The organism is Serratia inhibens, assembly GCF_003591175.1.
Classification (GTDB): Bacteria; Pseudomonadota; Gammaproteobacteria; order Enterobacterales; family Enterobacteriaceae; genus Serratia; species Serratia inhibens.
Genome location: NZ_QYYG01000015.1, coordinates 1 through 25,913, shown reverse-complemented (window position 1 = coordinate 25,913; position 25,913 = coordinate 1). Strand labels below are relative to the sequence as shown.

Here is a 25,913-nt window from a genome sequence, read left to right as displayed (position 1 = left end):
GACAACGTGAACATGGTTGTAACCCTGATCCACCCAATCGCGATGGACGACGGCCTGCGTTTCGCAATCCGTGAAGGCGGCCGTACTGTTGGCGCTGGTGTTGTTGCTAAAGTTATCGCTTAATCGCGAATAATTTTTCGACACAAAAAGAGGGCACTTCGGTGCCCTTTTTTTATGCAATTTTCTCAAATCTTAATTGAAATAAAAAGCATTCCTATTTAGACTTATGGGATTGGTTAAGAAGTGAGTCTCTCTATGTATGTATGCCTCTGTAATGCCGTGACTGACAAAGCAATCCGTAAAGCCGTGCGTCAGCACAACCCTCATACCATGAAGCAATTGCGTGAATTAGTGCCGATTGGTACCGACTGCGGGAAGTGCATTCGACAGGCAAGACAGATTATGGTGGAGGAACGCGGAACCATTATCCCTATGCACGAAGTTGCCTAACTAAAGGTAAGGTTATTTTTTGACTCTTGGCCTCCAGCTTCTACACTTTCAGAACTGGCCAGGAGGAGTTACCTATGAAAGGCGATAAAAAGATCATTGCTCACCTCAACAAACTGCTCGGCAACGAGCTGGTTGCCATCAATCAATATTTCCTGCACGCCCGAATGTTCAAAAACTGGGGCTTAATGCGCCTTAATGACAAGGAATATCACGAGTCGATCGACGAAATGAAGCATGCCGATCGCTATATCGAGCGCATTTTATTCCTTGAAGGTCTGCCGAATTTACAAGATCTTGGCAAACTGAACATTGGCGAAGATATCGAAGAAATGCTGCGTTCAGACCTGGCCCTGGAGTTGGATGGCGCCAAGAATCTGCGCGAGGCCATCGCCTATGCCGACTCGATCCATGACTACGTCAGCCGTGATTTGATGATAGAGATCCTGGCAGATGAAGAAGGGCATATCGACTGGCTGGAAACTGAGCTGGATTTGATTGCGCGTCTGGGCATTCAAAATTACGCGCAAGCCCAGGTACTGGAACGCAAAGACTAGTTTCCTTATAATTCCCACTCCCCGTCGGCGGCTATTCTGTAGACACCGTAGGGGAGTAGCGGCAAGAGCTCACCTGCCTGCATAATCCCATCCCCGTGAATCGCTTTTCGTAGTCGAATACGCAAATCGGTAAAAAATGTCGATATCCTGAGCATATTTCCATCTGTGGCTTGCTTCCCGTTCTGTTTTGCGTATAATGCGCGGGCTTACCTAATCTTGGTAAGCCTGATTTTAGCGAATCAGTCGATAGGCAGGACTTTCTGCTCATCGAACAATACTCCCGATATGGGGGTTATATGTTGACGATTACACTCCCCCATCAATCGAAATGGGTGTGAGGAGTAATTATTTACGTTTATAAATAATTGGAGCTCTGGTCTCATGCAGAACCAAAGAATCCGTATCCGCCTGAAAGCGTTTGATCATCGTCTTATCGATCAATCAACCGCGGAAATCGTCGAGACTGCCAAGCGCACTGGTGCGCAAGTCCGTGGTCCGATCCCGCTGCCAACTCGCAAAGAGCGCTTTACCGTTCTGATCTCTCCGCACGTTAACAAAGACGCGCGTGATCAGTACGAGATTCGCACTCACAAGCGTCTGGTTGACATCGTTGAGCCAACCGAGAAAACCGTTGATGCTCTGATGCGTCTGGATCTGGCTGCCGGTGTAGACGTGCAGATCAGCCTGGGTTAATCAGGTCATTGAGCGATTGAGAGGTTGAAACAATGATTGGTTTAGTCGGTAAAAAAGTGGGTATGACTCGTATCTTCACTGAAGATGGCGTTTCTATCCCTGTAACCGTGATTGAAATTGAAGCGAACCGCGTGACTCAGGTTAAAGACCTGGCTAACGACGGATACCGTGCCGTTCAGGTCACCACTGGTAGCAAAAAAGCTAACCGCGTGACCAAACCGGAAGCGGGTCATTTCGCTAAAGCTGGCGTTGAAGCTGGCCGTGGTCTGTGGGAATTCCGCCTTGCAGAAGGTGAAGAGTTCACTGCAGGTCAAAACATCAGCGTAGAAATCTTCGCTGACGTTAAAAAAGTCGATGTTACCGGTACTTCTAAAGGTAAAGGTTTTGCCGGCACTGTAAAGCGCTGGAACTTCCGTACCCAAGACGCTACCCACGGTAACTCCTTGTCTCACCGCGTTCCGGGTTCTATCGGTCAGAACCAGACTCCGGGCAAAGTGTTCAAAGGCAAGAAAATGGCTGGCCACCTGGGTGACGAGCGTGTAACCGTTCAAAGCCTGGACGTAGTACGTGTTGACGCTGAGCGCAACCTGCTGCTGGTTAAGGGTGCTGTACCGGGCGCAACCGGTGGCAACCTGATCGTTAAACCAGCTGTGAAGGCGTAAGGGGATAGCAATGGAATTAGTATTGAAAGACGCGCAAAGCGCGCTGACTGTTTCCGAAACTACCTTCGGTCGTGATTTCAACGAAGCGCTGGTACACCAGGTTGTTGTTGCTTATGCAGCAGGTGCCCGTCAAGGTACCCGTGCTCAGAAGACCCGTGCTGAAGTGACTGGTTCCGGTAAAAAACCGTGGCGCCAGAAAGGTACCGGCCGTGCGCGTTCAGGTTCTGTAAAGAGCCCGATCTGGCGTTCAGGCGGCGTGACCTTTGCTGCTAAACCGCAGGACCACAGTCAGAAAGTAAACAAAAAGATGTACCGCGGCGCGCTGAAAAGCATCCTGTCCGAACTGGTACGTCAAGATCGTCTGATCGTTGTCGAGAAGTTCTCTGTAGAAGCGCCTAAAACTAAGCTGCTGGCACAGAAACTGAAAGATATGGCTCTGGAAGATGTGCTGATCGTGACCGGTGAACTGGATGAGAATCTGTTCCTGGCAGCTCGCAACCTGTACAAGGTTGACGTGCGCGATGTAGCTGGCATCGACCCGGTTAGCCTGATCGCCTTCGACAAAGTGGTTATGACTGCTGATGCTGTGAAGCAAGTTGAGGAGATGCTGGCATGATCCGTGAAGAACGTTTGCTGAAAGTGCTGCGTGCACCGCACGTATCTGAAAAAGCATCCGCTGCGATGGAGAAAAGCAACACCATCGTTCTCAAAGTTGCCAAAGACGCGACCAAAGCAGAAATCAAAGCTGCAGTGCAGAAACTGTTTGAAGTCGAAGTCGAAGACGTGAACACCCTGGTAGTTAAAGGGAAAGTGAAACGTCACGGTCAGCGTGTTGGTCGTCGTAGCGACTGGAAAAAAGCTTACGTCACCCTGAAAGAAGGCCAGAACCTGGACTTCATCGGCGGCGCAGAGTAAGTCGGAGGAGTAAGAACAATGGCAATTGTTAAATGTAAACCTACATCTCCGGGTCGTCGCCACGTTGTTAAAGTGGTTAACCCTGAGCTGCACAAGGGTAAACCTTATGCCCCGCTGCTTGAGAAACTGAGCAAAAGCGGTGGTCGTAACAACAATGGCCGTATCACCACCCGTCATATCGGTGGTGGCCACAAGCAACATTATCGTCTGGTTGACTTCAAACGCAACAAAGATGGTATTCCTGCTGTGGTTGAGCGTCTGGAGTACGATCCGAACCGTTCCGCGAACATCGCGCTGGTTCTGTACAAAGACGGCGAACGCCGTTACATCCTGGCGCCGAAAGGCCTGAAAGCTGGTGACCAGATTCAATCTGGCGTTGATGCTGCAATCAAAGCGGGTAACACCCTGCCAATGCGCAACATCCCGGTTGGTTCAACGGTTCACAACGTAGAAATGAAACCAGGTAAAGGCGGCCAGTTGGCTCGTTCTGCTGGTGCCTACGTTCAGATCGTTGCTCGTGACGGTTCCTACGTAACTCTGCGTCTGCGCTCAGGCGAAATGCGTAAAGTTCCAGTTGATTGCCGCGCCACCCTGGGTGAAGTCGGTAACGCTGAACATATGCTTCGCGTTCTGGGTAAAGCAGGTGCTGCACGTTGGCGTGGTGTTCGTCCTACCGTTCGCGGTACGGCGATGAACCCGGTAGATCACCCGCACGGTGGTGGTGAAGGTCGTAACTTTGGTAAGCACCCGGTAACTCCGTGGGGCGTTCAGACCAAAGGTAAGAAGACCCGTAGCAACAAGCGTACTGATAAGTTCATCGTACGTCGCCGTAGCAAAAAATAATTAGAGGATAAGCCATGCCACGTTCTCTCAAGAAAGGTCCTTTTATTGACCTGCACTTGCTGAAGAAGGTAGAGAAAGCGGTGGAAAGCGGTGACAAGAAGCCTTTGCGCACTTGGTCCCGTCGTTCAACGATCTTTCCTAACATGATCGGTTTGACCATCGCTGTCCATAATGGTCGTCAGCACGTACCAGTGTTCGTTTCCGATGAAATGGTCGGTCACAAACTGGGTGAATTCGCGCCGACTCGTACTTATCGCGGCCATGCGGCTGATAAAAAAGCTAAAAAGCGCTAAGGTAGGAGGAAGAGATGGAAACTATCGCTAAACATCGCCACGCTCGTTCTTCTGCTCAGAAGGTTCGCCTTGTTGCAGACCTGATCCGCGGTAAGAAAGTGTCGCAAGCTCTGGAAACTCTGAACTACACCAACAAGAAAGCTGCTGGTCTGGTTAAGAAAGTGCTGGAGTCTGCCATTGCTAACGCAGAACACAACGATGGCGCTGACATCGATGATCTGAAAGTCACGAAAATCTTCGTAGACGAAGGCCCAAGCATGAAGCGCATTATGCCGCGTGCAAAAGGTCGTGCAGATCGCATCCTGAAGCGCACCAGCCACATTACTGTGGTTGTGTCCGATCGCTGAGACTCTGGAGACTAGCAATGGGTCAGAAAGTACATCCTAATGGTATTCGCCTGGGTATTGTCAAACCTTGGAACTCTACTTGGTATGCGAATACCAAAGAATTCGCTGACAACCTGGACAGCGACTTTAAAGTTCGTCAATTCCTGATTAAGGAACTGGCGAAAGCTTCCGTTTCTCGCATCGTTATCGAGCGTCCTGCGAAGAGCATCCGTGTGACTATTCACACTGCTCGTCCAGGCATCGTTATCGGCAAGAAAGGTGAAGATGTCGAAAAACTGCGTAAGGTCGTAGCGGATATCGCTGGCGTTCCTGCACAGATTAACATCGCCGAAGTCCGTAAACCGGAACTTGACGCTAAATTGGTTGCTGACAGCATCACTTCCCAGCTGGAACGTCGCGTTATGTTCCGTCGTGCTATGAAGCGTGCTGTACAGAACGCAATGCGTCTTGGCGCTAAAGGTATCAAAGTTGAAGTAAGCGGCCGTCTTGGCGGTGCTGAAATCGCGCGTACCGAATGGTACCGTGAAGGTCGTGTTCCGTTGCACACACTGCGTGCGGATATCGATTACAACACATCTGAAGCGCACACCACTTATGGTGTAATCGGCGTTAAGGTATGGATCTTCAAAGGTGAGATCCTGGGTGGTATGGCTGCAGTTGAACAACCGGAACCGGCTGCTCAACCTAAAAAGCAGCAGCGTAAAGGCCGCAAGTAAGGAGAGTCGCTGATGTTACAACCAAAGCGTACAAAATTCCGTAAGATGCACAAAGGCCGCAACCGTGGTCTGGCGCAGGGTACGGATGTTAGCTTCGGCACTTTCGGTCTGAAAGCTGTTGGCCGTGGCCGTCTGACTGCTCGTCAAATCGAAGCAGCTCGTCGTGCAATGACTCGTGCAGTTAAGCGTCAAGGTAAAATCTGGATCCGTGTATTCCCGGACAAACCGATTACCGAGAAGCCGCTCGAAGTGCGTATGGGTAAAGGTAAGGGTAACGTAGAGTATTGGGTTGCCCTGATCCAACCTGGTAAGGTCCTGTACGAAATGGACGGTGTGCCAGAAGAGGTCGCCCGTGAGGCATTCAAGCTCGCTGCAGCTAAATTGCCGATCAAAACCACCTTTGTAACTAAGACGGTGATGTAATGAAAGCACAAGAGCTGCGTGAAAAAAGCGTTGAAGAGCTGAACACTGAGCTGCTCAACCTGCTGCGTGAGCAATTTAACTTGCGCATGCAGGCGGCAAGTGGCCAGCTGCAACAAACTCACCTGTTGAAACAAGTGCGTCGTAATGTCGCACGCGTTAAGACTTTACTGACTGAAAAGGCGGGTGTGTAAATGACTGATATTAACCGTACTCTGCAGGGTCGTGTTATTAGTGACAAAATGGAGAAATCCATGGTTGTTGCTATCGAACGCACTGTGAAGCACCCGATCTACGGGAAATTCATCAAGCGTACGACCAAGCTGCACGTACATGACGAGAACAACGAATGTGGTATCGGTGACGTGGTAGAAATCCGCGAATGCCGTCCACTGTCTAAGACTAAGTCTTGGACGTTGGTTCGCGTTGTAGAGAAAGCGATTCTGTAATAGAGTAGCGGCCTCTAACTTAATAAACGGCTCAGAAAATGAGCCGTTTATTTTTTCTACCCATACTTTGGAAGCGGTGTTATAATGCTGCGCCCTCGGTTATGGGGCTTTTCAACGACCTAGTAATAGGTCCTAAAGTTGTAGTTGACATTAGCGGAGCACTAACATGATCCAAGAACAGACTATGCTGAACGTGGCCGACAACTCCGGTGCACGTCGCGTAATGTGTATCAAGGTTCTAGGTGGCTCGCACCGTCGCTACGCAGGCATCGGCGACGTCATCAAAATTACCATCAAGGAAGCAATTCCTCGCGGTAAGGTGAAGAAAGGCGATGTGCTGAAGGCGGTAGTGGTGCGCACCAAGAAGGGTGTACGTCGCCCGGACGGTTCTGTCATTCGCTTCGATGGTAATGCATGCGTTATTTTAAACAATAACAGCGAGCAACCTATCGGTACGCGTATTTTTGGGCCGGTAACTCGTGAACTGCGTAATGAGAAGTTCATGAAAATTATCTCTCTGGCACCAGAAGTACTCTAAGGAGCGAACCATGGCAGCGAAAATCCGTCGTGATGACGAAGTTATCGTGCTTACCGGGAAAGACAAAGGTAAACGCGGTAAAGTAAAAAATGTCTTGTCTGCTGGCAAGGTCATTGTTGAAGGTATCAACCTGGTTAAGAAACATCAGAAGCCGGTTCCGGCCCTGAACCAACCAGGTGGCATTGTTGAAAAAGAAGCTGCTATTCAGGTTTCTAACATTGCTCTCTTCAACACGGCTACCGGTAAGGCTGACCGTGTAGGCTTTAGATTCGAAGACGGCAAAAAAGTCCGTTTCTTCAAATCTAACAGCGAAACTATCAAGTAATTTGGAGTAATACGATGGCGAAACTGCATGATTACTACAAAGACGAGGTAGTCAAACAACTGATGTCTCAGTTTGATTACAACTCTGTCATGCAAGTCCCTCGGGTCGAGAAGATCACCCTGAATATGGGTGTTGGTGAAGCGATCGCTGACAAGAAACTGCTGGATAATGCAGCAGCCGATTTGGCAGCAATCTCCGGTCAAAAGCCGTTCATCACCAAAGCACGCAAATCTGTTGCAGGCTTCAAAATCCGCCAGGGCTATCCGATCGGCTGTAAAGTAACTCTGCGTGGCGAACGCATGTGGGAGTTCTTTGAGCGTCTGATTTCCATTGCTGTTCCACGTATCCGTGACTTCCGTGGCTTGTCCGCTAAGTCATTCGATGGCCGTGGTAACTACAGCATGGGTGTGCGTGAGCAAATCATCTTCCCAGAAATCGACTATGACAAAGTCGATCGTGTTCGTGGCTTGGATATTACCATTACCACTACTGCGAAATCTGATGATGAAGGCCGTGCACTGTTGGCTGCTTTTAACTTCCCGTTCCGCAAGTAAGGCAGGGTTACTGATGGCTAAGCAATCAATGAAAGCACGCGAAGTCGTTCGCGTGAAACTGGCTGACAAGTACCGCGCTAAACGCGAGGAATTGAAAGCTATCATTTCTGGTGTGAACTCATCCGACGAAGATCGTTGGGATGCTGTTCTCAAGCTGCAAACTCTGCCGCGTGATTCCAGCCCGTCTCGTCAGCGTAAACGCTGCCGCCAAACTGGCCGTCCACATGGTTATGTGGGCAAATTCGGGTTGAGCCGTATCAAGCTACGTGAAGCCGCCATGCGCGGTGAAGTACCAGGCTTGAAAAAGGCTAGCTGGTAATTACCAATTGAATCACGGGAGTAAAGACAGATGAGCATGCAAGATCCGATCGCGGATATGCTGACCCGTATCCGTAACGGTCAAGCCGCGAACAAAGTTGCGGTCACCATGCCTTCCTCCAAGCTGAAAGTGGCAATTGCCAACGTGCTGAAGGAAGAAGGTTTTATTGAAGATTTCAAAATCGAAGGCGACACCAAGCCTGTACTGGAACTGGTACTGAAGTACTTCCAGGAAAAGGCAGTGGTAGAAAGCATTCAGCGAATCAGCCGTCCAGGTCTGCGCATCTATAAGAAAAAAGATGAGCTGCCTAAAGTTATGGCCGGTTTGGGTATTGCTGTTATTTCTACCTCTAAAGGTGTTATGACCGATCGTGCAGCTCGCCAAGCTGGTCTTGGTGGCGAGATTATCTGCTACGTAGCTTAATTCGGGAGGAAAGAATGTCTCGTGTTGCAAAAGCACCCGTCGTCATTCCTGCCGGCGTAGAGGTAAAACTCAACGGTCAGGTTATTTCGATTAAGGGTAAGAACGGCGAGCTGACTCGTACTGTCCACGACGCCGTTGAAGTGAAGCAAGAAGCTAACGCACTGACTTTCGCTCCACGCGAAGGTTTTGCTAACGCATGGGCCCAAGCGGGTACTACGCGCGCTCTGCTGAACGCAATGGTAGTTGGTGTTACCGACGGCTTCACCAAAAAGCTTCAACTGGTAGGTGTTGGTTATCGTGCTGCTGTTAAAGGCAACGTGGTGAATTTAGCCCTGGGCTTCTCTCACCCTGTCGATCACCAGCTGCCAGCAGGTATTACTGCTGAATGCCCTAGCCAAACTGAAATCGTGCTGAAAGGCGCTGATAAACAAGTTATTGGCCAGGTTGCTGCAGATCTGCGTGCCTACCGCCGTCCTGAGCCTTACAAAGGCAAGGGTGTCCGTTACGCCGACGAAGTCGTGCGTACCAAAGAGGCTAAGAAGAAGTAAGGTAACACTATGGATAAGAAATCTGCTCGTATCCGTCGTGCGACCCGCGCACGCCGTAAGCTCAAAGAACTGGGTGCAACCCGCCTGGTGGTACATCGTACCCCGCGTCACATTTACGCACAGGTAATTGCTCCAAATGGTTCTGAAGTACTGGTAGCAGCTTCTACTTTAGAAAAAGCTATCACTGAGCAACTGAAGTATTCCGGTAACAAAGACGCAGCAGCTGCCGTAGGTAAAACTCTGGCTGAGCGCGCGTTGGAAAAAGGGATCTCTAAAGTATCCTTTGACCGTTCCGGTTTCCAATATCATGGTCGAGTCCAGGCACTGGCAGATGCTGCCCGTGAAGCTGGCCTTCAGTTCTAAGGAAGAGGTTTAAGATGGCTCACATCGAAAAACAAGCTGGCGAACTGCAGGAAAAGCTGATCGCGGTAAACCGCGTATCTAAAACCGTAAAAGGTGGCCGTATTTTCAGCTTTACCGCACTGACAGTAGTTGGTGATGGTAACGGTCGCGTTGGTTTTGGCTACGGCAAAGCACGCGAAGTTCCGGCAGCGATCCAGAAAGCGATGGAAAAAGCCCGTCGCAACATGATGAATGTCGCGCTGAACAGCGGCACCCTGCAGCACCCTGTTAAAGGTGCTCATACGGGTTCCCGTGTGTTCATGCAGCCGGCTTCCGAAGGTACCGGTATTATTGCCGGTGGTGCAATGCGCGCCGTCCTGGAAGTCGCTGGGGTGCACAACGTATTGGCTAAAGCTTATGGTTCCACCAACCCGATCAACGTGGTTCGTGCAACTATTGATGCTTTGGCAAATATGAAGTCCCCTGAAATGGTCGCTGCCAAGCGTGGTAAATCCGTTGCAGACATTCTGGGGTAATTGACCATGGCTAAGACTATCAAAGTAACACAAGTTCGCAGCTCCATTGGCCGTCTGCCGAAGCATAAAGCTACACTGCTCGGTCTGGGTCTGCGTCGTATTGGTCACACCGTAGAGCGCGAGGATACTCCTGCTGTACGCGGTATGATCAACCTGGTTTCCTACATGGTTAAAGTTGAGGAGTAACAGATGCGTTTAAATACTCTGTCTCCGGCTGAAGGTGCCAAGCATGCGCCGAAGCGTGTAGGTCGTGGTATTGGTTCTGGCCTGGGTAAAACCGCCGGTCGTGGTCACAAAGGTCAGAACTCTCGTTCTGGCGGTGGCGTACGTCGTGGGTTTGAAGGTGGTCAGATGCCTTTATATCGTCGTTTGCCGAAATTCGGCTTTACCTCTCGCAAAGCTATGATCACGGCAGAAGTTCGTCTGTCTGAACTGGCACTTGTTGAAGGCGACGTAATCGACCTGAACGCGCTGAAAGCCGCTAACGTTGTTGGTATCCAGATCGAGTTCGTGAAAGTTATGCTTTCTGGCGAAGTCGCTCGTCCGGTTACCCTGCGTGGTCTGCGTGTCACCAAAGGCGCTCGTGCTGCTATCGAAGCTGCTGGCGGTAAAATTGAGGAATAAGTAGCAGATGGCTAAGCAACCAGGATTAGATTTTCAAAGTGCTAAAGGCGGGCTCGGCGAGCTGAAGCGCAGACTTTTGTTTGTAATCGGCGCGCTGATTGTCTTCCGTATCGGCTCTTTTATTCCGATTCCTGGTATCGATGCCACTGTGCTTGCCAAATTGCTCGAGCAGCAGAGAGGCACTATCATTGAAATGTTTAACATGTTCTCTGGTGGTGCCCTCAGCCGTGCTTCAATCTTTGCTCTGGGGATCATGCCGTATATTTCGGCATCGATCATTATCCAGCTGTTGACGGTGGTACATCCAGCGTTGGCAGAAATTAAGAAAGAAGGGGAGGCTGGCCGTCGCAAGATTAGCCAGTACACCCGTTACGGTACGCTGGTGTTGGCTATATTCCAGTCAATCGGTATTGCTACCGGTTTACCGAATATGCCTGGTATGCAGGGTCTGGTGTTAAATCCAGGCTTTGCATTCTACTTTACTGCAGTAGTGAGCTTGGTTACCGGAACAATGTTCCTTATGTGGCTGGGTGAGCAGATTACTGAACGCGGTATCGGTAACGGTATCTCGATCATTATCTTTGCAGGTATTGTAGCGGGACTTCCGCCGGCAGTGGCCCATACCATTGAGCAAGCTCGGCAAGGCGACCTGCACTTCCTCCTGTTGCTGTTGGTTGCAGTATTAGTGTTTGCAGTAACCTTCTTCGTTGTTTTCATCGAACGTGGTCAACGTCGTATCGTCGTTAACTATGCGAAACGTCAACAAGGGCGTCGTGTTTATGCAGCACAGAGCACACACTTACCGTTGAAAGTGAACATGGCAGGGGTTATCCCGGCAATCTTCGCTTCCAGCATTATTCTGTTCCCTGCCACGATCGCATCATGGTTTGGGGGCGGTACCGGTTGGAACTGGCTGACAACGATTTCGCTGTATTTGCAGCCAGGGCAACCGCTTTATGTGTTACTCTATGCATCTGCAATCATCTTCTTCTGTTTCTTTTACACGGCGTTGGTTTTCAACCCGCGTGAAACAGCAGATAACCTGAAGAAGTCCGGTGCCTTCGTACCAGGAATTCGTCCGGGAGAGCAAACGGCGAAGTACATCGATAAAGTAATGACGCGTTTAACCCTGGTGGGCGCGATGTACATTACTTTCATCTGCCTGATCCCGGAGTTCATGCGTGATGCAATGAAAGTACCATTCTACTTTGGTGGTACCTCGCTACTGATCGTGGTTGTCGTCATCATGGACTTTATGGCTCAAGTGCAAACTCTGATGATGTCAAGTCAGTACGAGTCTGCATTGAAGAAAGCAAACCTGAAAGGCTATAACCGCTAATCAGGCGCGTTTGAGAAGTTACGGAGAGTAAAAATGAAAGTTCGTGCTTCCGTCAAGAAATTATGTCGTAACTGCAAAATCGTTAAGCGTAACGGTGTCGTTCGTGTGATTTGCAGCGCCGAGCCGAAGCATAAACAGCGTCAAGGCTGATTATCTCGCATATTTTTCTTGCAAAGTTGGGTTGAGCTGGCTAGATTAGCCAGCCAATCTTTTGTATGTAGCTGCAACATTATTTGAGTATCCTGAAAACGGGCTTTTCAGAATGGTGTTGCCGTATAAAATAGTAGGAGTGCATAGTGGCCCGTATAGCAGGCATTAACATTCCTGATCATAAACATACCGTTATCGCCTTAACGTCGATCTTCGGAATCGGTAAGACCCGTTCACAGTCTATCTGTGCATCTACGGGTATTGCTGAAAATGTTAAGATCAGTGAGCTGTCTGAAGAGCAAATTGAACAGCTGCGTGAAGCAGTCGCCAAATTCACTGTAGAAGGTGATTTGCGTCGTGAAGTTACCCTGAGCATCAAGCGTCTGATGGATCTTGGTACTTACCGTGGTTTGCGTCATCGTCGTGGTCTGCCAGTTCGCGGTCAGCGTACGAAGACCAACGCACGTACCCGTAAGGGTCCGCGTAAACCAATCAAGAAATAATCAGGGTGATTGAATAATGGCAAAGGCACCTGTTCGTACACGTAAGCGTGTAAGAAAACAAGTCTCTGACGGCGTGGCTCATGTCCATGCTTCTTTCAACAACACCATTGTAACTATTACCGATCGTCAGGGTAATGCATTGGGTTGGGCAACTGCCGGTGGTTCTGGTTTCCGTGGTTCTCGTAAGTCAACTCCGTTTGCAGCTCAGGTTGCAGCAGAACGTTGTGCTGACGCAGTAAAAGAATACGGTATCAAGAACCTGGAAGTTATGGTTAAGGGACCGGGTCCGGGTCGCGAATCAACTATTCGTGCTCTGAACGCCGCTGGTTTCCGCATCACTAATATTACTGATGTGACTCCTATCCCTCACAACGGTTGTCGTCCGCCGAAAAAGCGCCGCGTATAACGCTGCTTTTAGGTTAGTTGGAGAAAGAAAATGGCAAGATATTTGGGTCCTAAGCTCAAGCTTAGCCGCCGTGAGGGCACAGACCTGTTCCTGAAGTCTGGCGTTCGCGCGATCGATACCAAGTGTAAAATTGAGCAACCGCCTGGTCAACACGGTGCGCGTAAACCGCGTCTGTCTGACTACGGTGTACAGTTACGTGAAAAGCAAAAAGTTCGCCGTATGTACGGTGTTCTGGAGCGTCAATTCCGTAACTATTATAAAGAAGCAGCACGCCTGAAAGGCAACACCGGTGCAAACCTGTTGCAACTGCTGGAAGGTCGTTTGGACAACGTTGTTTACCGTATGGGCTTCGGCGCTACTCGTGCAGAGTCACGTCAGTTGGTTAGCCACAAAGCAATTATGGTAAATGGTCGCGTTGTTAACATCGCTTCTTATCAGGTATCTCCGAATGACGTAGTCAGCATCCGCGAGAAGGCTAAAAAGCAATCTCGTGTTAAAGCTTCTCTGGAGCTGGCTGAGCAGCGTGAAAAGCCGACTTGGCTGGAAGTTGATGCTGCTAAGATGGAAGGCGTGTTCAAGCGTATGCCTGAACGTACCGATCTGTCTGCGGACATTAACGAACACCTGATCGTCGAGCTTTACTCCAAGTAAAGCTTAGTACCAAAGAGAGGACACAATGCAGGGTTCTGTGACAGAGTTTCTAAAACCGCGCCTGGTAGATATCGAGCAAGTCAGTTCGACGCACGCCAAGGTGACCCTTGAGCCTTTAGAGCGTGGCTTTGGCCATACTCTTGGCAACGCACTGCGCCGTATTCTGCTTTCATCTATGCCGGGTTGCGCGGTGACCGAGGTTGAGATTGATGGTGTACTGCATGAGTACAGCACCAAAGAAGGCGTACAGGAAGATATCCTGGAGATCCTGCTCAACCTGAAAGGGCTGGCGGTGAGAGTTCAAGGCAAAGACGAAGTTATTCTTACCCTGAATAAATCTGGCATTGGCCCTGTGACCGCTGCCGACATTACCCATGATGGTGATGTCGAAATCGTCAAGCCTCAGCATGTGATCTGCCACCTGACCGATGAGAACGCTGCTATCAGCATGCGTATCAAAGTTCAGCGCGGTCGTGGTTACGTGCCGGCTTCTGCCCGAATTCATTCGGAAGAAGATGAGCGCCCGATCGGTCGTCTGTTGGTTGACGCCTGCTATAGCCCTGTAGAGCGTATTGCCTACAATGTTGAAGCAGCGCGTGTAGAACAGCGTACTGACCTGGACAAGCTGGTTATCGAAATGGAAACCAATGGCACGATCGATCCTGAAGAGGCGATCCGCCGTGCGGCAACCATCCTGGCTGAACAACTTGAAGCTTTCGTTGACTTACGTGATGTTCGTCAACCAGAAGTTAAAGAAGAGAAACCAGAATTCGATCCGATCCTGCTGCGCCCTGTTGACGATCTGGAATTGACTGTCCGCTCTGCTAACTGCCTTAAGGCAGAAGCTATCCACTACATCGGTGATCTGGTACAGCGTACCGAGGTTGAGTTGCTGAAAACGCCGAACCTGGGTAAAAAATCTCTTACTGAGATTAAAGACGTGCTGGCTTCACGTGGTCTGTCACTGGGCATGCGCCTAGAAAACTGGCCACCGGCAAGCATTGCTGACGAGTAACCGGATCACAGGTTAAGGTTTTACTGAGAAGGATAAGGTCATGCGCCATCGTAAGAGTGGTCGTCAACTGAACCGTAACAGCAGCCACCGCCAGGCTATGTTCCGTAACATGGCCGGCTCTTTGGTTCGTCATGAGATCATCAAGACGACCCTGCCAAAAGCGAAAGAGCTGCGTCGCGTTGTTGAGCCGCTGATTACTCTTGCCAAGACCGACAGCGTAGCTAATCGTCGTCTGGCATTCGCCCGTACTCGTGATAACGAGATCGTGGCAAAACTGTTTAACGAGCTGGGCCCGCGTTTTGCGAGCCGTGCCGGTGGTTACACTCGCATTCTGAAGTGTGGCTTCCGCGCAGGCGACAACGCGCCGATGGCATACATCGAGCTGGTTGATCGTGCTGAGTCTCAAGCAGAAGTGGCAACTGCAGAGTAATCTGTAGACGCGTAAAAAAACCGGGCTTGCCCGGTTTTTTTACGTCCAGAGCTAGACGAATGTACTCTCTTCCCCCGTAAGACTTAAGATCCCCTCCTCTATCCGCTATGCTAACGCTATTAATCAGGTCAACTGAAGGATACTGTTATGTGGTTACTTGATGAATGGGCGGAGCGCCATATTCGTGATGCACAAGCTAAAGGTGAACTGGACAATTTGCCGGGGCGAGGACAGCCGCTTAAGTTGGATGATGATAGCGCTGTGCCTGCTGAACTGCGTTCAGGGTTCCGCTTACTTAAAAACGCCGGCTATTTGCCTGCGGAACTTGAAGACCGTAAAGAGGCGTTAAGTGTAGCCCGCTTATTGCAGGAGATTAACAGCGAGCATCCAGACTATACCAGCCTCAGCAAACGCATGGCTTTGCTGGAATATCGCTTACGGCAGGCAGGAATGAGCACTGATTTTTTACACGGTGAATATCAGCGGACATTGAACGAGAAATTCACACTGGAGTAGAGTGATGTTTAAGATTGGCCAACTGGCAAAGCTTGCTGACGTAACGCCGGATACCGTTCGCTATTACGAAAAGCAGGGAATGATGGACCATAACGTTCGTACCGAGGGCGGTTATCGGTTATACAGCGATCAAGACTTGCAGCGCCTGCGTTTTATCCGCTATGCCAAGCAACTTGGTTTTACTTTGGAAACTATTGCCGAACTGCTATCGATCCGAGTTGATCCTGAGCATCATACCTGCCAGGAATCTAAATCGATCGTTGATGCGCGGCTTGGTGAGGTAGAGAATAAGTTGACCGAGTTGATGCGGATGCGCGAATCGTTAAAGCGGTTGAGCGATGCCTGCTGTGGTACCGCGCATACCAGCAACTATTGTTCTATTTTGGAAGCGCTGGAACAGGGGGCCAGTGACGAAAAGGCAAAAAAAGGCACGTAAAAGGACCCGCAGGTCTTTAATTTTTATACGCCCGGCAGTATTATCGGCTCGTTTTATAACCCAAGTTCAACAGGAGCATTACCGTGACTAAATACCGTCATACTAAAGGCCAGATACAGGACAACGCGATTGAAGCACTGCTTCATGATCCGTTATTTCGCCAGCGGATAGAGAAAAATAGTAAAGGGAAGGGCAGTTATCGACGTAAAGACAAACACGCAAAAGGCGGTAACTGGGAGGCCAGTGGCAAGTTATCTAACGATAATTTACCACTGGCCTTCTGGTTTTAAGACATTAAAAAAGCCATCTGAATACGATGGCTTTTTATTAGTCCAAGACAAATAGATTTACAGTTTTGGCTGCTGTTGGCTCAACAAATCACGAATTTCAGTCAGCAGTTTTTCTTCTGCAGTCGGTGCCGGAGGGGCTGCCGGTTCTTCTGCCTGCTTGCGACGCATTCTGTTCATTAATTTAATGGCCAGGAAAATAGCGAAGGCAACGATAACGAAATCAAAAACGGTCTGAATGAATGAACCATAGTTCATCACCACTGCTGGCACTGCACCCTGCGCTTCCCGCAGTACCAGGTGGAACTGCTTGAAATCTACGCCGCCAATCAGTAAACCCAGCGGCGGCATGATGATATCTGCAACGAAGGACGATACGATTTTACCGAAAGCAGCACCGATAATCACACCCACTGCCAGATCAACCACGTTGCCGCGCATGGCAAATTCGCGGAATTCTTTTAACATACTCATAGCACACCCCTTAAAGAAATTAATAACACAAGTTTAACAAAGCAATTTCCCTTTGCCACAATCAGGAGAGAAAAGTCTTTATCTCTTCCCACGGCAGCGAATATCTACCTGATTATAGACTATCGGTTAATACATTTGTTCTACAGGAAGAATGGGCTTGGTTGGAACAAGCGTTCAACGTCAGGAACGTACTTTTTGTCAGTAATAAACATAATGACATGGTCGCCCTGTTCAATCTTGCTGCTGCCATTGGCAATAATAACGTCGTCACCCCGCACAATCGCGCCAATGGTGGTACCTGGCGGCAATTTAATATCTTCAACGATGCGGCCAACCACTTTTGAAGTACTTTCGTCACCGTGCGCAATGGCTTCGATAGCTTCCGCTACGCCGCGGCGTAGCGATGAAACGCTGACGATATCCGCTTTACGCACATGGCCTAACAATGCGGAAATCGTCGCCTGCTGTGGGGATATAGCAATATCGATTACACTGCCTTGTACCAGATCGACGTAGGCGCGGCGCTGAATAAGCACCATTACTTTTTTTGCCCCCATGCGTTTGGCTAGCATGGCGGACATAATGTTGGCTTCGTCATCATTGGTAATGGCAATAAAGACGTCCACCTGATCAACGTGCTCTTCCGCCAGCAGCTCCTGGTCAGAAGCATCGCCATAAAACACGATGGTGTCATGCAATTGCTCGGCCAGCTCTGCCGCACGTTGCTGATTACGTTCAATCAGCTTCACGTTGTAAGATTTTTCTAACCGTTGCGCCAAGCCTGCACCTACATTGCCCCCACCGACAATCATGATACGTTTATAAGGTTTTTCCAGCCGCTGCAGTTCACTCATCACGGCACGAATGTGCTGTGAAGCGGCAACAAAAAATACTTCGTCCCCGGCTTCGATAATGGTAGAACCCTGCGGCCGAATCGGCCGGTCCTGGCGGAAGATAGCGGCAACGCGAGTATCAATGTGTGGCATATGCTCGCGCATTGCGGACAATGCGTTACCTACCAGCGGACCTCCGTAGTAGGCTTTTACCGCTGCAATGCTGACCTTGCCTTCGGCAAAATTGACAACCTGTAGCGCACCTGGGTATTCAATTAATTTATAGATGTAATCAATAACCAGCTGTTCCGGTGAAATCAGATGATCAATAGGTACGGCTTCCGGCTGAAATAGCTTCTCCGATTCGCGGATATATTCCGGTGCTCGGATACGCGCAATACGGTTAGGTGTATTAAACAGCGAGTAGGCAATCTGGCAGGCAATCATGTTGGTTTCGTCAGAGTTGGTAACGGCGACCAACATATCTGCGTCTTCCGCACCTGCTTCACGCAACACGCGCGGGTGGGAGCCATATCCCTGAACGACCCGCAGATCAAATTTATCCTGTAACTGACGCAGGCGGCCTGAATCGGTATCCACGACGGTGATATCGTTATTTTCACCCACCAGGTTTTCTGCCAGTGTTCCACCAACCTGACCTGCACCAAGAATAATTATTTTCATTTGGTTCTCTGCTTCACACTGAAACCGCTGAATATTATCTGACAGGGCGCAACAAGCGCGCCCTGAGCACTGAATTGCTACATTTTAATCAGCTTAGCGTAAAAGAAGCCATCCCCATCCTCTGGATGCGGAAGATTCTGTCGACCGGGCTGCTGTTCGTCACCCGTTTCAACCAACCTGGCATCGGGATGACGCTGAAGGAAGGCGGCAATTTGCTCAGCGTTCTCCGCCGGCAGGATAGAACAGGTGGCATACACCATCACACCACCGTTTTTGAGATGTGGCCAAATGGCCTCAATGATCTCAGCCTGTAACTTTGCCAGCTCAGCGATGTCACTGTCTCGGCGCAACCATTTGATATCTGGATGGCGGCGGATCACGCCGGTAGCAGAGCAGGGAGCGTCCAGTAAAATGCGATCGAATTGCTTATCACCACACCATTGTTGCGGGGTGCGGCCATCACCCAATTTCACTTCGGCGTGTAAACGCAGGCGCTGCAGGTTTTCTTTGACCCGGCCAAGGCGTTGTTCATCGATATCGACCGCCATCACATGGGCTTTGGGGGCAGCCTCCAGAATGTGAGTTGTTTTGCCGCCCGGGGCCGCGCACAGATCGAGGATCTGCTCCCCGTCTTGCGGATCCAGCAGATCGATACAGCCTTGCGCGGAGGCGTCTTGCACCGTGACCCAGCCTTCGGCAAAACCAGGCAGATCGGTAACGGCGCAGGGTGCCAGCAGACGCAGCGCATCAGGGTATTCTGCATGCGGTTCGGCGCGAATGCCTGCCTGGTCCATCAGTTGCAAGTAACTTTCGCGAGTGTGATGAAGGCGGTTGACGCGCAGCCACATCGGCGGTTTCTGGTTATTGGCATCAATAATCTGTTCCCACTGAGAGGGATAAGCCTGTTGGATGCGTTTTAAGAGCCAGCTTGGGTGTAGATAGCGGCTGTCGTTATTGGCGGCGCGCTGCAGTAATTCCTCCTGCTGGCGCTGGAACTGGCGCAATACGCCATTGATCAAGCCCTTAAGCTGTGGCCGTTTCAGCGCGACTGCGCCTTCCACCGTTTCCGCCAGCACTGCGTGAGCAGGGATACGGGTATACAGAAGCTGATATAAGCCAACCATCAGCAAATAATGCAGCGTGCGCTGCTTGCCGGTCATTGGTTTTGCCATTAATTGCTGAATGCACCATTCAAGCTGCGGCAGCACACGCAGGGTGCCGAAGCACAACTCCTGCAACAGCGCGCGGTCCTTGTCAGAAATGGTCTTTTGCAGGGCCGGCAGGACAGTACTGAGTGACTGTCCCTGATCCAATACCTGACCGATGGCTTTTGCAGCGTGGCTTCGGAGATTGTAATTGTTTTTCATAGGCTAAGGCTGATAACGATCGGTATTAAGAGAGAAACAGCCCGACGGTGATCGGTCGGGCAGTGGGGGCTTTATAACCGGTTACCCGGTGCAAACCATTCGCGACGTGAGTTCAAGAGATCTTGCGCCGACATGGGTTTTTTACCCGCCGGTTGCAACTGCGTCAGGTTAAGGATCCCGTCAGTGGTAGCCACCTGAATACCGTGCTTGTCGGCATGGATGATGGTGCCTGGCTCTGCGCCAGACGTTTCCGCCAGCACCGTCGCCTGCCACACTTTCACCGGTTGATCGTCAATGGTGAAATAGCTGACCGGCCATGGATTAAAGGCGCGGATGCAGCGCTCAAGCTGTGCGGCGGACAGGCGCCAGTCCAGGCGGGCCTCTTCCTTGCTCAGCTTCTCGGCGTAAGTGACATGCGCTTCATCTTGCACTTCACGTCGTGCCGTACCTTCGGCCATTTGCTGCAGCGTGGTCAGCATGCCTTGCGGGCCGAGTTTTGCCAGCTTGTCGTACAGGCTGGCGCTGGTGTCATCGGTTTCGATTGGGCAAGCGATCTTGTGCATCATATCGCCGGTATCCAATCCCACGTCCATCTGCATGATGGTGACGCCGGTTTCGCTGTCGCCAGCCCAGAGTGAGCGTTGAATGGGGGCTGCACCACGCCAACGCGGCAACAGTGAACCGTGTACGTTGATGCAACCGAGGCGCGGCATATCCAGTACCGCTTTAGGCAGGATCAGGCCATAGGCCACCACCACCATTACATCGGCGTTAAGATCGGCAACCAGATGCTGGTTCTCTTCCGGGCGCAATGATTTGGGTTGAAATACCGGCAGTTGGTGCTGTTGTGCCAGTACCTTAACCGGGCTGGGCGTCAGTTTGTTACCTCGGCCTGCCGGACGATCAGGTTGGGTAAATACCCCGACAATCTGGTGCCCAGATGACAACAGCGCGTCAAGGTGACGCGCTGCGAAGTCTGGAGTTCCGGCAAAAATAATCCGTAAAGTGTCAGACACGTTGATTTCCTGCTCGGTTAGGCGCGTGCGTTCAGCTTGGCCATTTTTTCCAGTTTCTGACGGATACGCTGGCGCTTCAGCGGCGACAAATAATCGACGAACAGTTTGCCCATCAGGTGATCCATTTCGTGCTGGATACAGATGGCCAACAGGTCATCGGCTTCGAGCTCAAAAGGTTTACCGTCACGGTCCAGCGCTCTGATTTTCACATTGGCGGCGCGCGGAACTAATGCACGCTGCTCAGGAATGGAAAGACAGCCTTCTTCGATCCCGGTTTCACCGCTTTTTTCCAGCAGTTCCGGGTTGATCAGCACGAGGCGCTGATCGCGGTTCTCAGAAACGTCAATGACGATAATCCGCTGATGGATATCCACCTGTGTTGCAGCCAGGCCAATGCCTTCCTCTGCGTACATGGTTTCAAACATATCATCCACGATGCGCTGGATAGTCGCGTTGACTTCTTTTACCGGGGCCGCAACTTTGCGTAGCCGCTCGTCTGGGTAATGTAATACCTGCAATACTGACATATATCTTGAGATCTGTTTCCGAGTGATAAACGAGGTTTAGCTTCTATTCTAGACATTTCCCGGCCTGATTGACAGCATTGCGCACCAATTGCTCGAATTGGTAAAACCACCGTTTTCTGCGAGGGGGCTGGCGATGCAGGCAGAGGAAATTGGCTTACGGATGCACGGGGTTACTGGATTGAGTGCCGCTCAGGCCAGTCAGATGATACGGCAAATGGTTGCAGCAGGGGGCGATCCTTATCGTTTGTTAGGATCATTGGGGCTGAATGACCGGCAGCAGGCGCAATTTCGCCAGATGGAGCCGCGTTATCTGGCCGCCACGCTCGCTTGGCTGGAGAAACCCGACAGCGTGCTGTTGACCTATGGTGAGGCCGGTTACCCCGAACAATTGCTTCCTATCGACGATGCCCCGCTACTGCTGTTGGTAAAGGGCAACCCGGAGGCCTTGCGGCAACCGCAAATCGCCATGGTCGGCAGTCGTCAGTTCAGTCATTACGGCGAACATTGGGGTAGTTTTTTTTCCACCGGGCTGGTGCATTGCGGGTTTACCATCACCAGCGGCTTGGCTATCGGTATTGATGGCATCTGTCACCGCGCGGCGCTGGAGGCGGAAGGAGGTACGGTGGCTGTGCTGGGGAGCGGTCTTGCCAATATCTATCCGCGTCGGCATCGTCACTTGGCCGCACAAATTGTCGAACACGGCGGGGCGGTAATCTCGGAATATCTGGTTACCGACCTGCCAATGGCCGACCACTTTCCGCGTCGTAATCGCATTATTAGCGGTCTGAGCCTGGGCGTGGTAGTGATTGAAGCTTCCCTACGTAGCGGAACGCTGATCACAGCCCGTTATGCGCTGGAACAAGGTCGTGAAGTCTTCGCGCTCCCTGGCGCTCTGGGCAACCCGATGAGTGAAGGAACGCATTGGTTGATCCAACAGGGAGCCTACCTGGTCACGGGGCCGAAAGAGATAGCTGAACAGCTGGGAAGTGGCCTGCATTGGCTATCGTTGAACGAAAATACAACTATTTGTGCGTCTGAGGCCGAAGTTGAATTGCCATTTGCTGATGTGTTGGCTAACGTAGGAGATGAGGTGACACCTGTTGACGTCGTCGCTGAACGTGCCGGCCAACCTGTGCCAGAAGTGGTAATCAAGTTACTCGATCTGGAGTTAGCAGGGTGGATCGCAGCTGTACCCGGCGGCTATGTCCGAATAAGGAGGGCAGGCCATGTTCGACGTACTCATGTACTTGTTTGAAACTTATATCCACAATGAACCAGAGATGCGCGTCGATCAGGATCAACTGACCGATGATCTCGCTCAGGCGGGGTTTCATCGGGATGATATCTACAACGCGTTGAATTGGCTTGAAAAACTCGCTGACCTGCAGGAAGGCGAAAATGCGCCCTATTTTATGGATGCCGATCCGCTGGCAATGCGGATTTACACCGAAGAAGAAGGCGTGCGTTTGGATGCCAGCTGCCGTGGTTTCCTCCTGTTCCTTGAGCAGATTCAAGTATTGAACCTCGAAACCCGTGAAATGGTTATCGATCGTGTTATGGCTTTAGATAACACGGAATTCGATCTCGAAGATCTGAAATGGGTGGTGCTGATGGTGCTGTTTAATATCCCAGGGTATGAAAGCGCCTATCAGCAAATGGAAGAACTGTTGTTTGAAGTAAACGAAGGTTATCTGCACTGAGCCGGTAACACGCATAGAAGATGTTATGACAAAAACAGCGATTTTTGCCGCCAGGCAAAATGAACCCTGTCCGGAATGCGGGGCCGAGTTGGTGATCCGCAGTGGTCGCCACGGCCCCTTTCTCGGCTGTTCTCGTTATCCCGAATGCCAACATATCCGGCCGCTTAAAGCGCAGGCCGATGGCCATATTGTCAAGGTGTTGGAGGGGCAGGAATGCCCGAAATGCCAGGCAACATTGGCGTTACGCCAGGGACGCTACGGCATGTTTGTCGGCTGCAGCAACTACCCGGAGTGCGATCACACCGAAGTTATCGACAAGCCGGATGAAACCAGCATCAGCTGTCCGCAATGCGAACAGGGGAAACTGCTGCAGCGCAAATCACGCTACGGCAAGGTATTCCATTCCTGCGATCGCTATCCTGAATGCCAGTTTGTCCTCAATTTTAAACCTGTCGCCGGTGAGTGCAAATACTGTCACTACCCACTGCTGATGGAAAAACGCACGGCAAAAGGGCCAACCCTTTGCTGCGCCAGCAAACTTTGCGGAAAACCCGTAGTCACCACAGAATAATGACATCATGAGCTCTGAATTCACTTCTATCTTAACGCCAATGATTGACGCGCTGCATAACCAGCAGGTCATTGCTTACCCGACCGAGGCGGTATTTGGCCTGGGGTGCGATCCTGACAGTGAGCAGGCGGTCAATGCCTTATTGGCTCTGAAACAACGTCCCTGGGAAAAAGGGTTGATCCTGATTGCGGCCGATTATGCGCAGCTAACACCTTATATTGATGATGAGGCTCTGAGCGAACAGCAGCGCGCTGCGATGTTTGCCACCTGGCCAGGCCCGGTGACCTGGGTTATTCCTGCCCGGCCTGAAACGCCTCGGCTGCTGACCGGTCGTTTCAATTCATTGGCGGTGCGTGTCAGCGATCATCCATTGGTGCAACAACTGTGCCGGCAGTTTGGCAAACCGCTGGTGTCGACCAGCGCCAATCTTAGCGGGCAAGAGCCTTGCCGCAGCGCCGATGAAGTCTTGCAACAGTTTGGCACCGCGTTTCCGGTGTTAACCGGCAGCGTAGGCGGTCGCCTTAATCCTTCCGAAATCAGAGATGCCTTGACCGGTAAGCAGATCCGTCAGGGCTAGAGGTTATATGCATGGAGAAGTTTGCGGTATTCGGCAACCCTATAGGCCACAGTAAATCGCCGCGTATTCATGCGCTGTTTGCCGCTCAAACCGGATTGGAACATCCTTACGGTAGAGTGTTGGCGCCGCTTGATGGTTTTGAAACCACTCTGCAGGCCTTTATCCAGGCGGGCGGCCAAGGAGCTAACGTCACGGTCCCTTTTAAAGAGCATGCCTATAAGGTTGCCACGGAGCTGAGTGAGCGAGCTTCGTTGGCGGGTGCGGTAAATACGCTGAAAGTACTGCCAGAAGGCCGCCTGTTGGGTGATAACACCGATGGGATCGGTTTACTGACCGATCTTGAACGCCAGAAGTTGATCCAGCAGAAGGATCGTATTTTGCTGGTGGGGGCTGGTGGTGCGGCACGAGGGGTGATCCTGCCGCTCTTGTCCTTTGGTTGTGAGGTAGTTATCGTCAACCGTACTTTCAGCCGCGCGCAACTGCTGGCGCAAGCATTCCAGCATCTGGGCGAAATATCCGCATTGCCAATGGATAAACTCGGTCAACGGCAGTTTGATTTAGTGATAAATGCCACGGCGTCTGGCATCAGCGGAGAGATCCCGGCATTGCCGGCCGGTACGGTTAACGCGCATACCCGCTGTTATGACATGTTTTATCAACAGGGGCTAACACCGTTTTTGGCCTGGGCGCAGCAACAGGGCGCGAAAGAGTATGCCGACGGTTTAGGGATGCTGGTGGGGCAGGCAGCCCATTCGTTCCTGTTATGGCATGGCGTTATGCCGGAAATCGAACCGGTGCTGCGCCAACTGCGCAGCGAATTGGCGGCATAGGTTGCTTCCCGTTCCCTTTATAAGGGAACGGGATCTTTCAGATGTCTTCCGACAGATATTCGTCTTTCCAGCGTACGTAGTTATTTGAAGAGTAAAGCAGCCCTTCTAATTCAGCAGCGCTCAGCGGACGAATTTGGCGCGCCGGGCTGCCCATATAGAGATAACCGCTTGCCAGATGTTTGCCAGGTGCTACCAGGCTTCCGGCACCAATCATCACATCATCTTCTATTACTGCTCCATCCAGCAGGATCGATCCCATCCCTATAAGTACTCGGTTGCCGATCGCGCAGCCGTGCAACATCGCTTTATGGCCGACGGTAACGTCTTCACCAATCAACAACGGGTAGCCTTCGGGATTATGATCAGACTTATGGGTAACATGCAGCACGCTGCCATCCTGAATATTACTACGCGCGCCGATCTTTACGGCGTTCACATCACCGCGGATGGCAACCAATGGCCAGATACTGACGTCATCAGCCAGTTCAACGTTGCCGATCACTACGCTGGAAGGGTCGATCATCACGCGTTGGCCCAGTTGAGGAGAGTAATGAAGATAAGAACGTACTGCATCGGACATGAGAATAGCCTCAGATCGGGATCATATTTACCGGCAATACTAGACGTTGGCGGTGGAATTACAACCAATGGAAGAGCCGGATCCTGCGAAAAATGGCCCTGTTAGCGCAAGATCCACCCGAAAGGGCTGAAAAGTGTGCAAACGGAAAGAAAAGATCAAGAAAGGGGTTGTGCAAAAAAATCGGATCCCTATAATGCGCCTCCATCGACACGGAACATGTGAACAACTTCACAGAGTCTCCGGGGTTCGAAGAGAAAAAATCCTGAAAATTGGGGTTGACTCTGAAAGAGGAAAGCGTAATATACGCCACCTCGAGATAGCAAGCTACGGCGGCTAACTCACTGCTCTTTAACAATTTATCAGACAATCTGTGTGGGCACTCCACAAGACGATATCCAGTACCTTCGGGTACGAAAAAATATCAAGTCTTGAAGAGTGACTACTGAAGTAAAATTCATTTAGTAACCTTT

At 50.9% G+C, this 25,913-nt stretch carries 45 protein-coding genes; 39 read left to right on the top strand and 6 right to left on the bottom strand.

The window, feature by feature from the left end:
- The 34 genes from D4100_RS25190 to D4100_RS25025 all read left to right on the top strand — a co-directional run.
- Positions 1–123, top strand: a 123-nt coding sequence (locus D4100_RS25190; protein ID WP_079452499.1) for an EF-Tu C-terminal domain-related protein, incomplete at its 5' end; no start/stop codon positions are given.
- Positions 124–255: 132 nt separating this feature from the next.
- Positions 256–450: a bacterioferritin-associated ferredoxin gene (gene bfd, locus D4100_RS25185; RefSeq protein WP_071919937.1), complete on the top strand. Its 195-nt coding sequence runs from the start codon at positions 256–258 to the stop codon at positions 448–450.
- Positions 451–524: 74 nt separating this feature from the next.
- Positions 525–1,004, top strand: coding sequence for a bacterioferritin (bfr, locus tag D4100_RS25180; protein ID WP_004951186.1), 480 nt, complete (start codon positions 525–527; stop codon positions 1,002–1,004).
- Positions 1,005–1,385: 381 nt separating this feature from the next.
- Positions 1,386–1,697 carry a 30S ribosomal protein S10 gene (gene rpsJ / locus D4100_RS25175; RefSeq protein ID WP_001181005.1) on the top strand — a complete coding sequence of 104 codons (312 nt, stop codon included), beginning with the start codon at positions 1,386–1,388 and terminating at the stop codon, positions 1,695–1,697.
- A 32-nt stretch (positions 1,698–1,729) separates the two neighbouring features.
- Positions 1,730–2,359, top strand: coding sequence for a 50S ribosomal protein L3 (rplC, locus tag D4100_RS25170; RefSeq protein ID WP_004951181.1), 630 nt, complete (start codon positions 1,730–1,732; stop codon positions 2,357–2,359).
- Between the two features lie 10 nt (positions 2,360–2,369).
- Positions 2,370–2,975 carry a 50S ribosomal protein L4 gene (gene rplD, locus D4100_RS25165; protein ID WP_004929779.1) on the top strand — a complete coding sequence of 202 codons (606 nt, stop codon included), beginning with the start codon at positions 2,370–2,372 and terminating at the stop codon, positions 2,973–2,975.
- Entirely contained in the window at positions 2,972–3,274 is a 303-nt protein-coding gene (gene rplW / locus D4100_RS25160; protein WP_004951179.1) for a 50S ribosomal protein L23, read from the top strand. The genes rplD and rplW overlap by 4 nt, the downstream gene beginning before the upstream one ends.
- Before the next feature lie 18 nt (positions 3,275–3,292).
- Positions 3,293–4,117, top strand: coding sequence for a 50S ribosomal protein L2 (rplB, locus tag D4100_RS25155; RefSeq protein ID WP_024912205.1), 825 nt, complete (start codon positions 3,293–3,295; stop codon positions 4,115–4,117).
- A gap of 14 nt (positions 4,118–4,131) precedes the next feature.
- Positions 4,132–4,410 (top strand): 30S ribosomal protein S19, encoded by a 279-nt coding sequence (gene rpsS / locus D4100_RS25150; RefSeq protein WP_004929772.1) that lies wholly within the window; start codon positions 4,132–4,134, stop codon positions 4,408–4,410.
- Positions 4,411–4,424: 14 nt separating this feature from the next.
- Positions 4,425–4,757, top strand: a complete 333-nt coding sequence (gene rplV / locus D4100_RS25145) for a 50S ribosomal protein L22 (protein WP_044554947.1) — start codon at positions 4,425–4,427, stop codon at positions 4,755–4,757.
- Between the two features lie 17 nt (positions 4,758–4,774).
- Positions 4,775–5,473 carry a 30S ribosomal protein S3 gene (gene rpsC / locus D4100_RS25140; RefSeq protein ID WP_004951172.1) on the top strand — a complete coding sequence of 233 codons (699 nt, stop codon included), beginning with the start codon at positions 4,775–4,777 and terminating at the stop codon, positions 5,471–5,473.
- A gap of 12 nt (positions 5,474–5,485) precedes the next feature.
- Positions 5,486–5,896 (top strand): 50S ribosomal protein L16, encoded by a 411-nt coding sequence (rplP, locus tag D4100_RS25135; RefSeq protein ID WP_004951171.1) that lies wholly within the window; start codon positions 5,486–5,488, stop codon positions 5,894–5,896.
- Positions 5,896–6,087: a 50S ribosomal protein L29 gene (rpmC, locus tag D4100_RS25130; protein ID WP_004951169.1), complete on the top strand. Its 192-nt coding sequence runs from the start codon at positions 5,896–5,898 to the stop codon at positions 6,085–6,087. Before rplP ends, rpmC begins: the two co-directional genes overlap by 1 nt.
- Positions 6,088–6,342: a 30S ribosomal protein S17 gene (rpsQ, locus tag D4100_RS25125; protein WP_012147219.1), complete on the top strand. Its 255-nt coding sequence runs from the start codon at positions 6,088–6,090 to the stop codon at positions 6,340–6,342.
- A gap of 166 nt (positions 6,343–6,508) precedes the next feature.
- The gene (gene rplN / locus D4100_RS25120; protein ID WP_020837240.1) at positions 6,509–6,880 is read left to right on the top strand and encodes a 50S ribosomal protein L14; all 372 of its coding nucleotides are present in this window, start codon (positions 6,509–6,511) and stop codon (positions 6,878–6,880) included.
- A gap of 10 nt (positions 6,881–6,890) precedes the next feature.
- Positions 6,891–7,205, top strand: coding sequence for a 50S ribosomal protein L24 (gene rplX, locus D4100_RS25115; protein ID WP_020837239.1), 315 nt, complete (start codon positions 6,891–6,893; stop codon positions 7,203–7,205).
- 14 nt (positions 7,206–7,219) lie between these two features.
- On the top strand, positions 7,220–7,759 hold the full coding sequence (rplE, locus tag D4100_RS25110) for a 50S ribosomal protein L5 (RefSeq protein ID WP_004951155.1): 540 nt from the start codon (positions 7,220–7,222) through the stop codon (positions 7,757–7,759).
- A gap of 13 nt (positions 7,760–7,772) precedes the next feature.
- On the top strand, positions 7,773–8,078 hold the full coding sequence (gene rpsN / locus D4100_RS25105; RefSeq protein ID WP_037425862.1) for a 30S ribosomal protein S14: 306 nt from the start codon (positions 7,773–7,775) through the stop codon (positions 8,076–8,078).
- A gap of 30 nt (positions 8,079–8,108) precedes the next feature.
- Positions 8,109–8,501 (top strand): 30S ribosomal protein S8, encoded by a 393-nt coding sequence (gene rpsH / locus D4100_RS25100; protein WP_065506711.1) that lies wholly within the window; start codon positions 8,109–8,111, stop codon positions 8,499–8,501.
- Positions 8,502–8,515: 14 nt separating this feature from the next.
- Positions 8,516–9,049, top strand: coding sequence for a 50S ribosomal protein L6 (gene rplF, locus D4100_RS25095; RefSeq protein WP_065506710.1), 534 nt, complete (start codon positions 8,516–8,518; stop codon positions 9,047–9,049).
- A gap of 9 nt (positions 9,050–9,058) precedes the next feature.
- Positions 9,059–9,412 carry a 50S ribosomal protein L18 gene (gene rplR, locus D4100_RS25090; protein WP_020837234.1) on the top strand — a complete coding sequence of 118 codons (354 nt, stop codon included), beginning with the start codon at positions 9,059–9,061 and terminating at the stop codon, positions 9,410–9,412.
- Between the two features lie 14 nt (positions 9,413–9,426).
- A complete protein-coding gene (gene rpsE, locus D4100_RS25085) occupies positions 9,427–9,927 on the top strand; it encodes a 30S ribosomal protein S5 (protein ID WP_004956164.1) in 501 nt (166 codons plus the stop codon).
- Positions 9,928–9,933: 6 nt separating this feature from the next.
- Positions 9,934–10,113, top strand: coding sequence for a 50S ribosomal protein L30 (gene rpmD, locus D4100_RS25080; protein WP_004956161.1), 180 nt, complete (start codon positions 9,934–9,936; stop codon positions 10,111–10,113).
- Positions 10,114–10,116: 3 nt separating this feature from the next.
- Positions 10,117–10,551 (top strand): 50S ribosomal protein L15, encoded by a 435-nt coding sequence (gene rplO / locus D4100_RS25075; protein ID WP_004951135.1) that lies wholly within the window; start codon positions 10,117–10,119, stop codon positions 10,549–10,551.
- Positions 10,552–10,558: 7 nt separating this feature from the next.
- Complete coding sequence (gene secY / locus D4100_RS25070) at positions 10,559–11,890, top strand: preprotein translocase subunit SecY (protein ID WP_004929740.1); 1,332 nt, start codon at positions 10,559–10,561, stop codon at positions 11,888–11,890.
- Positions 11,891–11,923: 33 nt separating this feature from the next.
- Positions 11,924–12,040: a 50S ribosomal protein L36 gene (rpmJ, locus tag D4100_RS25065; protein ID WP_002227352.1), complete on the top strand. Its 117-nt coding sequence runs from the start codon at positions 11,924–11,926 to the stop codon at positions 12,038–12,040.
- A 146-nt stretch (positions 12,041–12,186) separates the two neighbouring features.
- A complete protein-coding gene (rpsM, locus tag D4100_RS25060) occupies positions 12,187–12,543 on the top strand; it encodes a 30S ribosomal protein S13 (protein WP_004951130.1) in 357 nt (118 codons plus the stop codon).
- 16 nt (positions 12,544–12,559) lie between these two features.
- Entirely contained in the window at positions 12,560–12,949 is a 390-nt protein-coding gene (gene rpsK / locus D4100_RS25055; protein ID WP_004951128.1) for a 30S ribosomal protein S11, read from the top strand.
- A 30-nt stretch (positions 12,950–12,979) separates the two neighbouring features.
- The gene (gene rpsD / locus D4100_RS25050) at positions 12,980–13,600 is read left to right on the top strand and encodes a 30S ribosomal protein S4 (protein ID WP_004951125.1); all 621 of its coding nucleotides are present in this window, start codon (positions 12,980–12,982) and stop codon (positions 13,598–13,600) included.
- Positions 13,601–13,625: 25 nt separating this feature from the next.
- Entirely contained in the window at positions 13,626–14,615 is a 990-nt protein-coding gene (locus D4100_RS25045; RefSeq protein ID WP_002919219.1) for a DNA-directed RNA polymerase subunit alpha, read from the top strand.
- A 40-nt stretch (positions 14,616–14,655) separates the two neighbouring features.
- Positions 14,656–15,045: a 50S ribosomal protein L17 gene (gene rplQ, locus D4100_RS25040; protein WP_004929726.1), complete on the top strand. Its 390-nt coding sequence runs from the start codon at positions 14,656–14,658 to the stop codon at positions 15,043–15,045.
- Between the two features lie 147 nt (positions 15,046–15,192).
- Positions 15,193–15,561, top strand: a complete 369-nt coding sequence (locus D4100_RS25035; protein WP_119805453.1) for a DnaJ family domain-containing protein — start codon at positions 15,193–15,195, stop codon at positions 15,559–15,561.
- 4 nt (positions 15,562–15,565) lie between these two features.
- The gene (zntR, locus tag D4100_RS25030) at positions 15,566–15,997 is read left to right on the top strand and encodes a Zn(2+)-responsive transcriptional regulator (protein ID WP_065506708.1); all 432 of its coding nucleotides are present in this window, start codon (positions 15,566–15,568) and stop codon (positions 15,995–15,997) included.
- An 83-nt stretch (positions 15,998–16,080) separates the two neighbouring features.
- A complete protein-coding gene (locus D4100_RS25025; RefSeq protein ID WP_065506707.1) occupies positions 16,081–16,287 on the top strand; it encodes an alternative ribosome-rescue factor A in 207 nt (68 codons plus the stop codon).
- 57 nt (positions 16,288–16,344) lie between these two features.
- Here the strand turns inward: D4100_RS25025 and mscL are convergent, their stop codons facing one another.
- The 5 genes from mscL to def form a co-directional block, all read right to left on the bottom strand.
- Positions 16,345–16,758 carry a large-conductance mechanosensitive channel protein MscL gene (gene mscL, locus D4100_RS25020; RefSeq protein ID WP_065506706.1) on the bottom strand — a complete coding sequence of 138 codons (414 nt, stop codon included), beginning with the start codon at positions 16,756–16,758 and terminating at the stop codon, positions 16,345–16,347.
- 140 nt (positions 16,759–16,898) lie between these two features.
- Positions 16,899–18,275, bottom strand: a complete 1,377-nt coding sequence (gene trkA, locus D4100_RS25015; protein ID WP_065506705.1) for a Trk system potassium transporter TrkA — start codon at positions 18,273–18,275, stop codon at positions 16,899–16,901.
- 77 nt (positions 18,276–18,352) lie between these two features.
- Positions 18,353–19,642 (bottom strand): 16S rRNA (cytosine(967)-C(5))-methyltransferase RsmB, encoded by a 1,290-nt coding sequence (rsmB, locus tag D4100_RS25010; protein ID WP_065506704.1) that lies wholly within the window; start codon positions 19,640–19,642, stop codon positions 18,353–18,355.
- Positions 19,643–19,713: 71 nt separating this feature from the next.
- A complete protein-coding gene (gene fmt / locus D4100_RS25005) occupies positions 19,714–20,658 on the bottom strand; it encodes a methionyl-tRNA formyltransferase (RefSeq protein ID WP_065506703.1) in 945 nt (314 codons plus the stop codon).
- Between the two features lie 17 nt (positions 20,659–20,675).
- The gene (gene def / locus D4100_RS25000) at positions 20,676–21,185 is read right to left on the bottom strand and encodes a peptide deformylase (protein WP_065506702.1); all 510 of its coding nucleotides are present in this window, start codon (positions 21,183–21,185) and stop codon (positions 20,676–20,678) included.
- A 133-nt stretch (positions 21,186–21,318) separates the two neighbouring features.
- Between def and dprA the strand changes: the two genes are divergently transcribed.
- Genes dprA through aroE form a run of 5 tightly spaced genes read left to right on the top strand, consistent with a single transcriptional unit; the run spans position 21,319 to position 24,863 of the window.
- Positions 21,319–22,440 (top strand): DNA-protecting protein DprA, encoded by a 1,122-nt coding sequence (gene dprA / locus D4100_RS24995; protein WP_119805452.1) that lies wholly within the window; start codon positions 21,319–21,321, stop codon positions 22,438–22,440.
- Positions 22,412–22,885: a DUF494 family protein Smg gene (gene smg / locus D4100_RS24990; protein WP_012147203.1), complete on the top strand. Its 474-nt coding sequence runs from the start codon at positions 22,412–22,414 to the stop codon at positions 22,883–22,885. Before dprA ends, smg begins: the two co-directional genes overlap by 29 nt.
- A gap of 25 nt (positions 22,886–22,910) precedes the next feature.
- Entirely contained in the window at positions 22,911–23,456 is a 546-nt protein-coding gene (locus D4100_RS24985) for a DNA topoisomerase family protein (protein WP_065506700.1), read from the top strand.
- Between the two features lie 7 nt (positions 23,457–23,463).
- Positions 23,464–24,033 carry an L-threonylcarbamoyladenylate synthase type 1 TsaC gene (gene tsaC / locus D4100_RS24980; protein ID WP_065506699.1) on the top strand — a complete coding sequence of 190 codons (570 nt, stop codon included), beginning with the start codon at positions 23,464–23,466 and terminating at the stop codon, positions 24,031–24,033.
- A gap of 11 nt (positions 24,034–24,044) precedes the next feature.
- The gene (gene aroE / locus D4100_RS24975; RefSeq protein WP_119805451.1) at positions 24,045–24,863 is read left to right on the top strand and encodes a shikimate dehydrogenase; all 819 of its coding nucleotides are present in this window, start codon (positions 24,045–24,047) and stop codon (positions 24,861–24,863) included.
- A gap of 37 nt (positions 24,864–24,900) precedes the next feature.
- On the opposite strand, the gene D4100_RS24970 is transcribed toward aroE, so the two are convergent.
- A complete protein-coding gene (locus D4100_RS24970) occupies positions 24,901–25,443 on the bottom strand; it encodes a gamma carbonic anhydrase family protein (RefSeq protein ID WP_065506697.1) in 543 nt (180 codons plus the stop codon).
- Between the last annotated feature and the right edge of the window lie 470 nt (positions 25,444–25,913).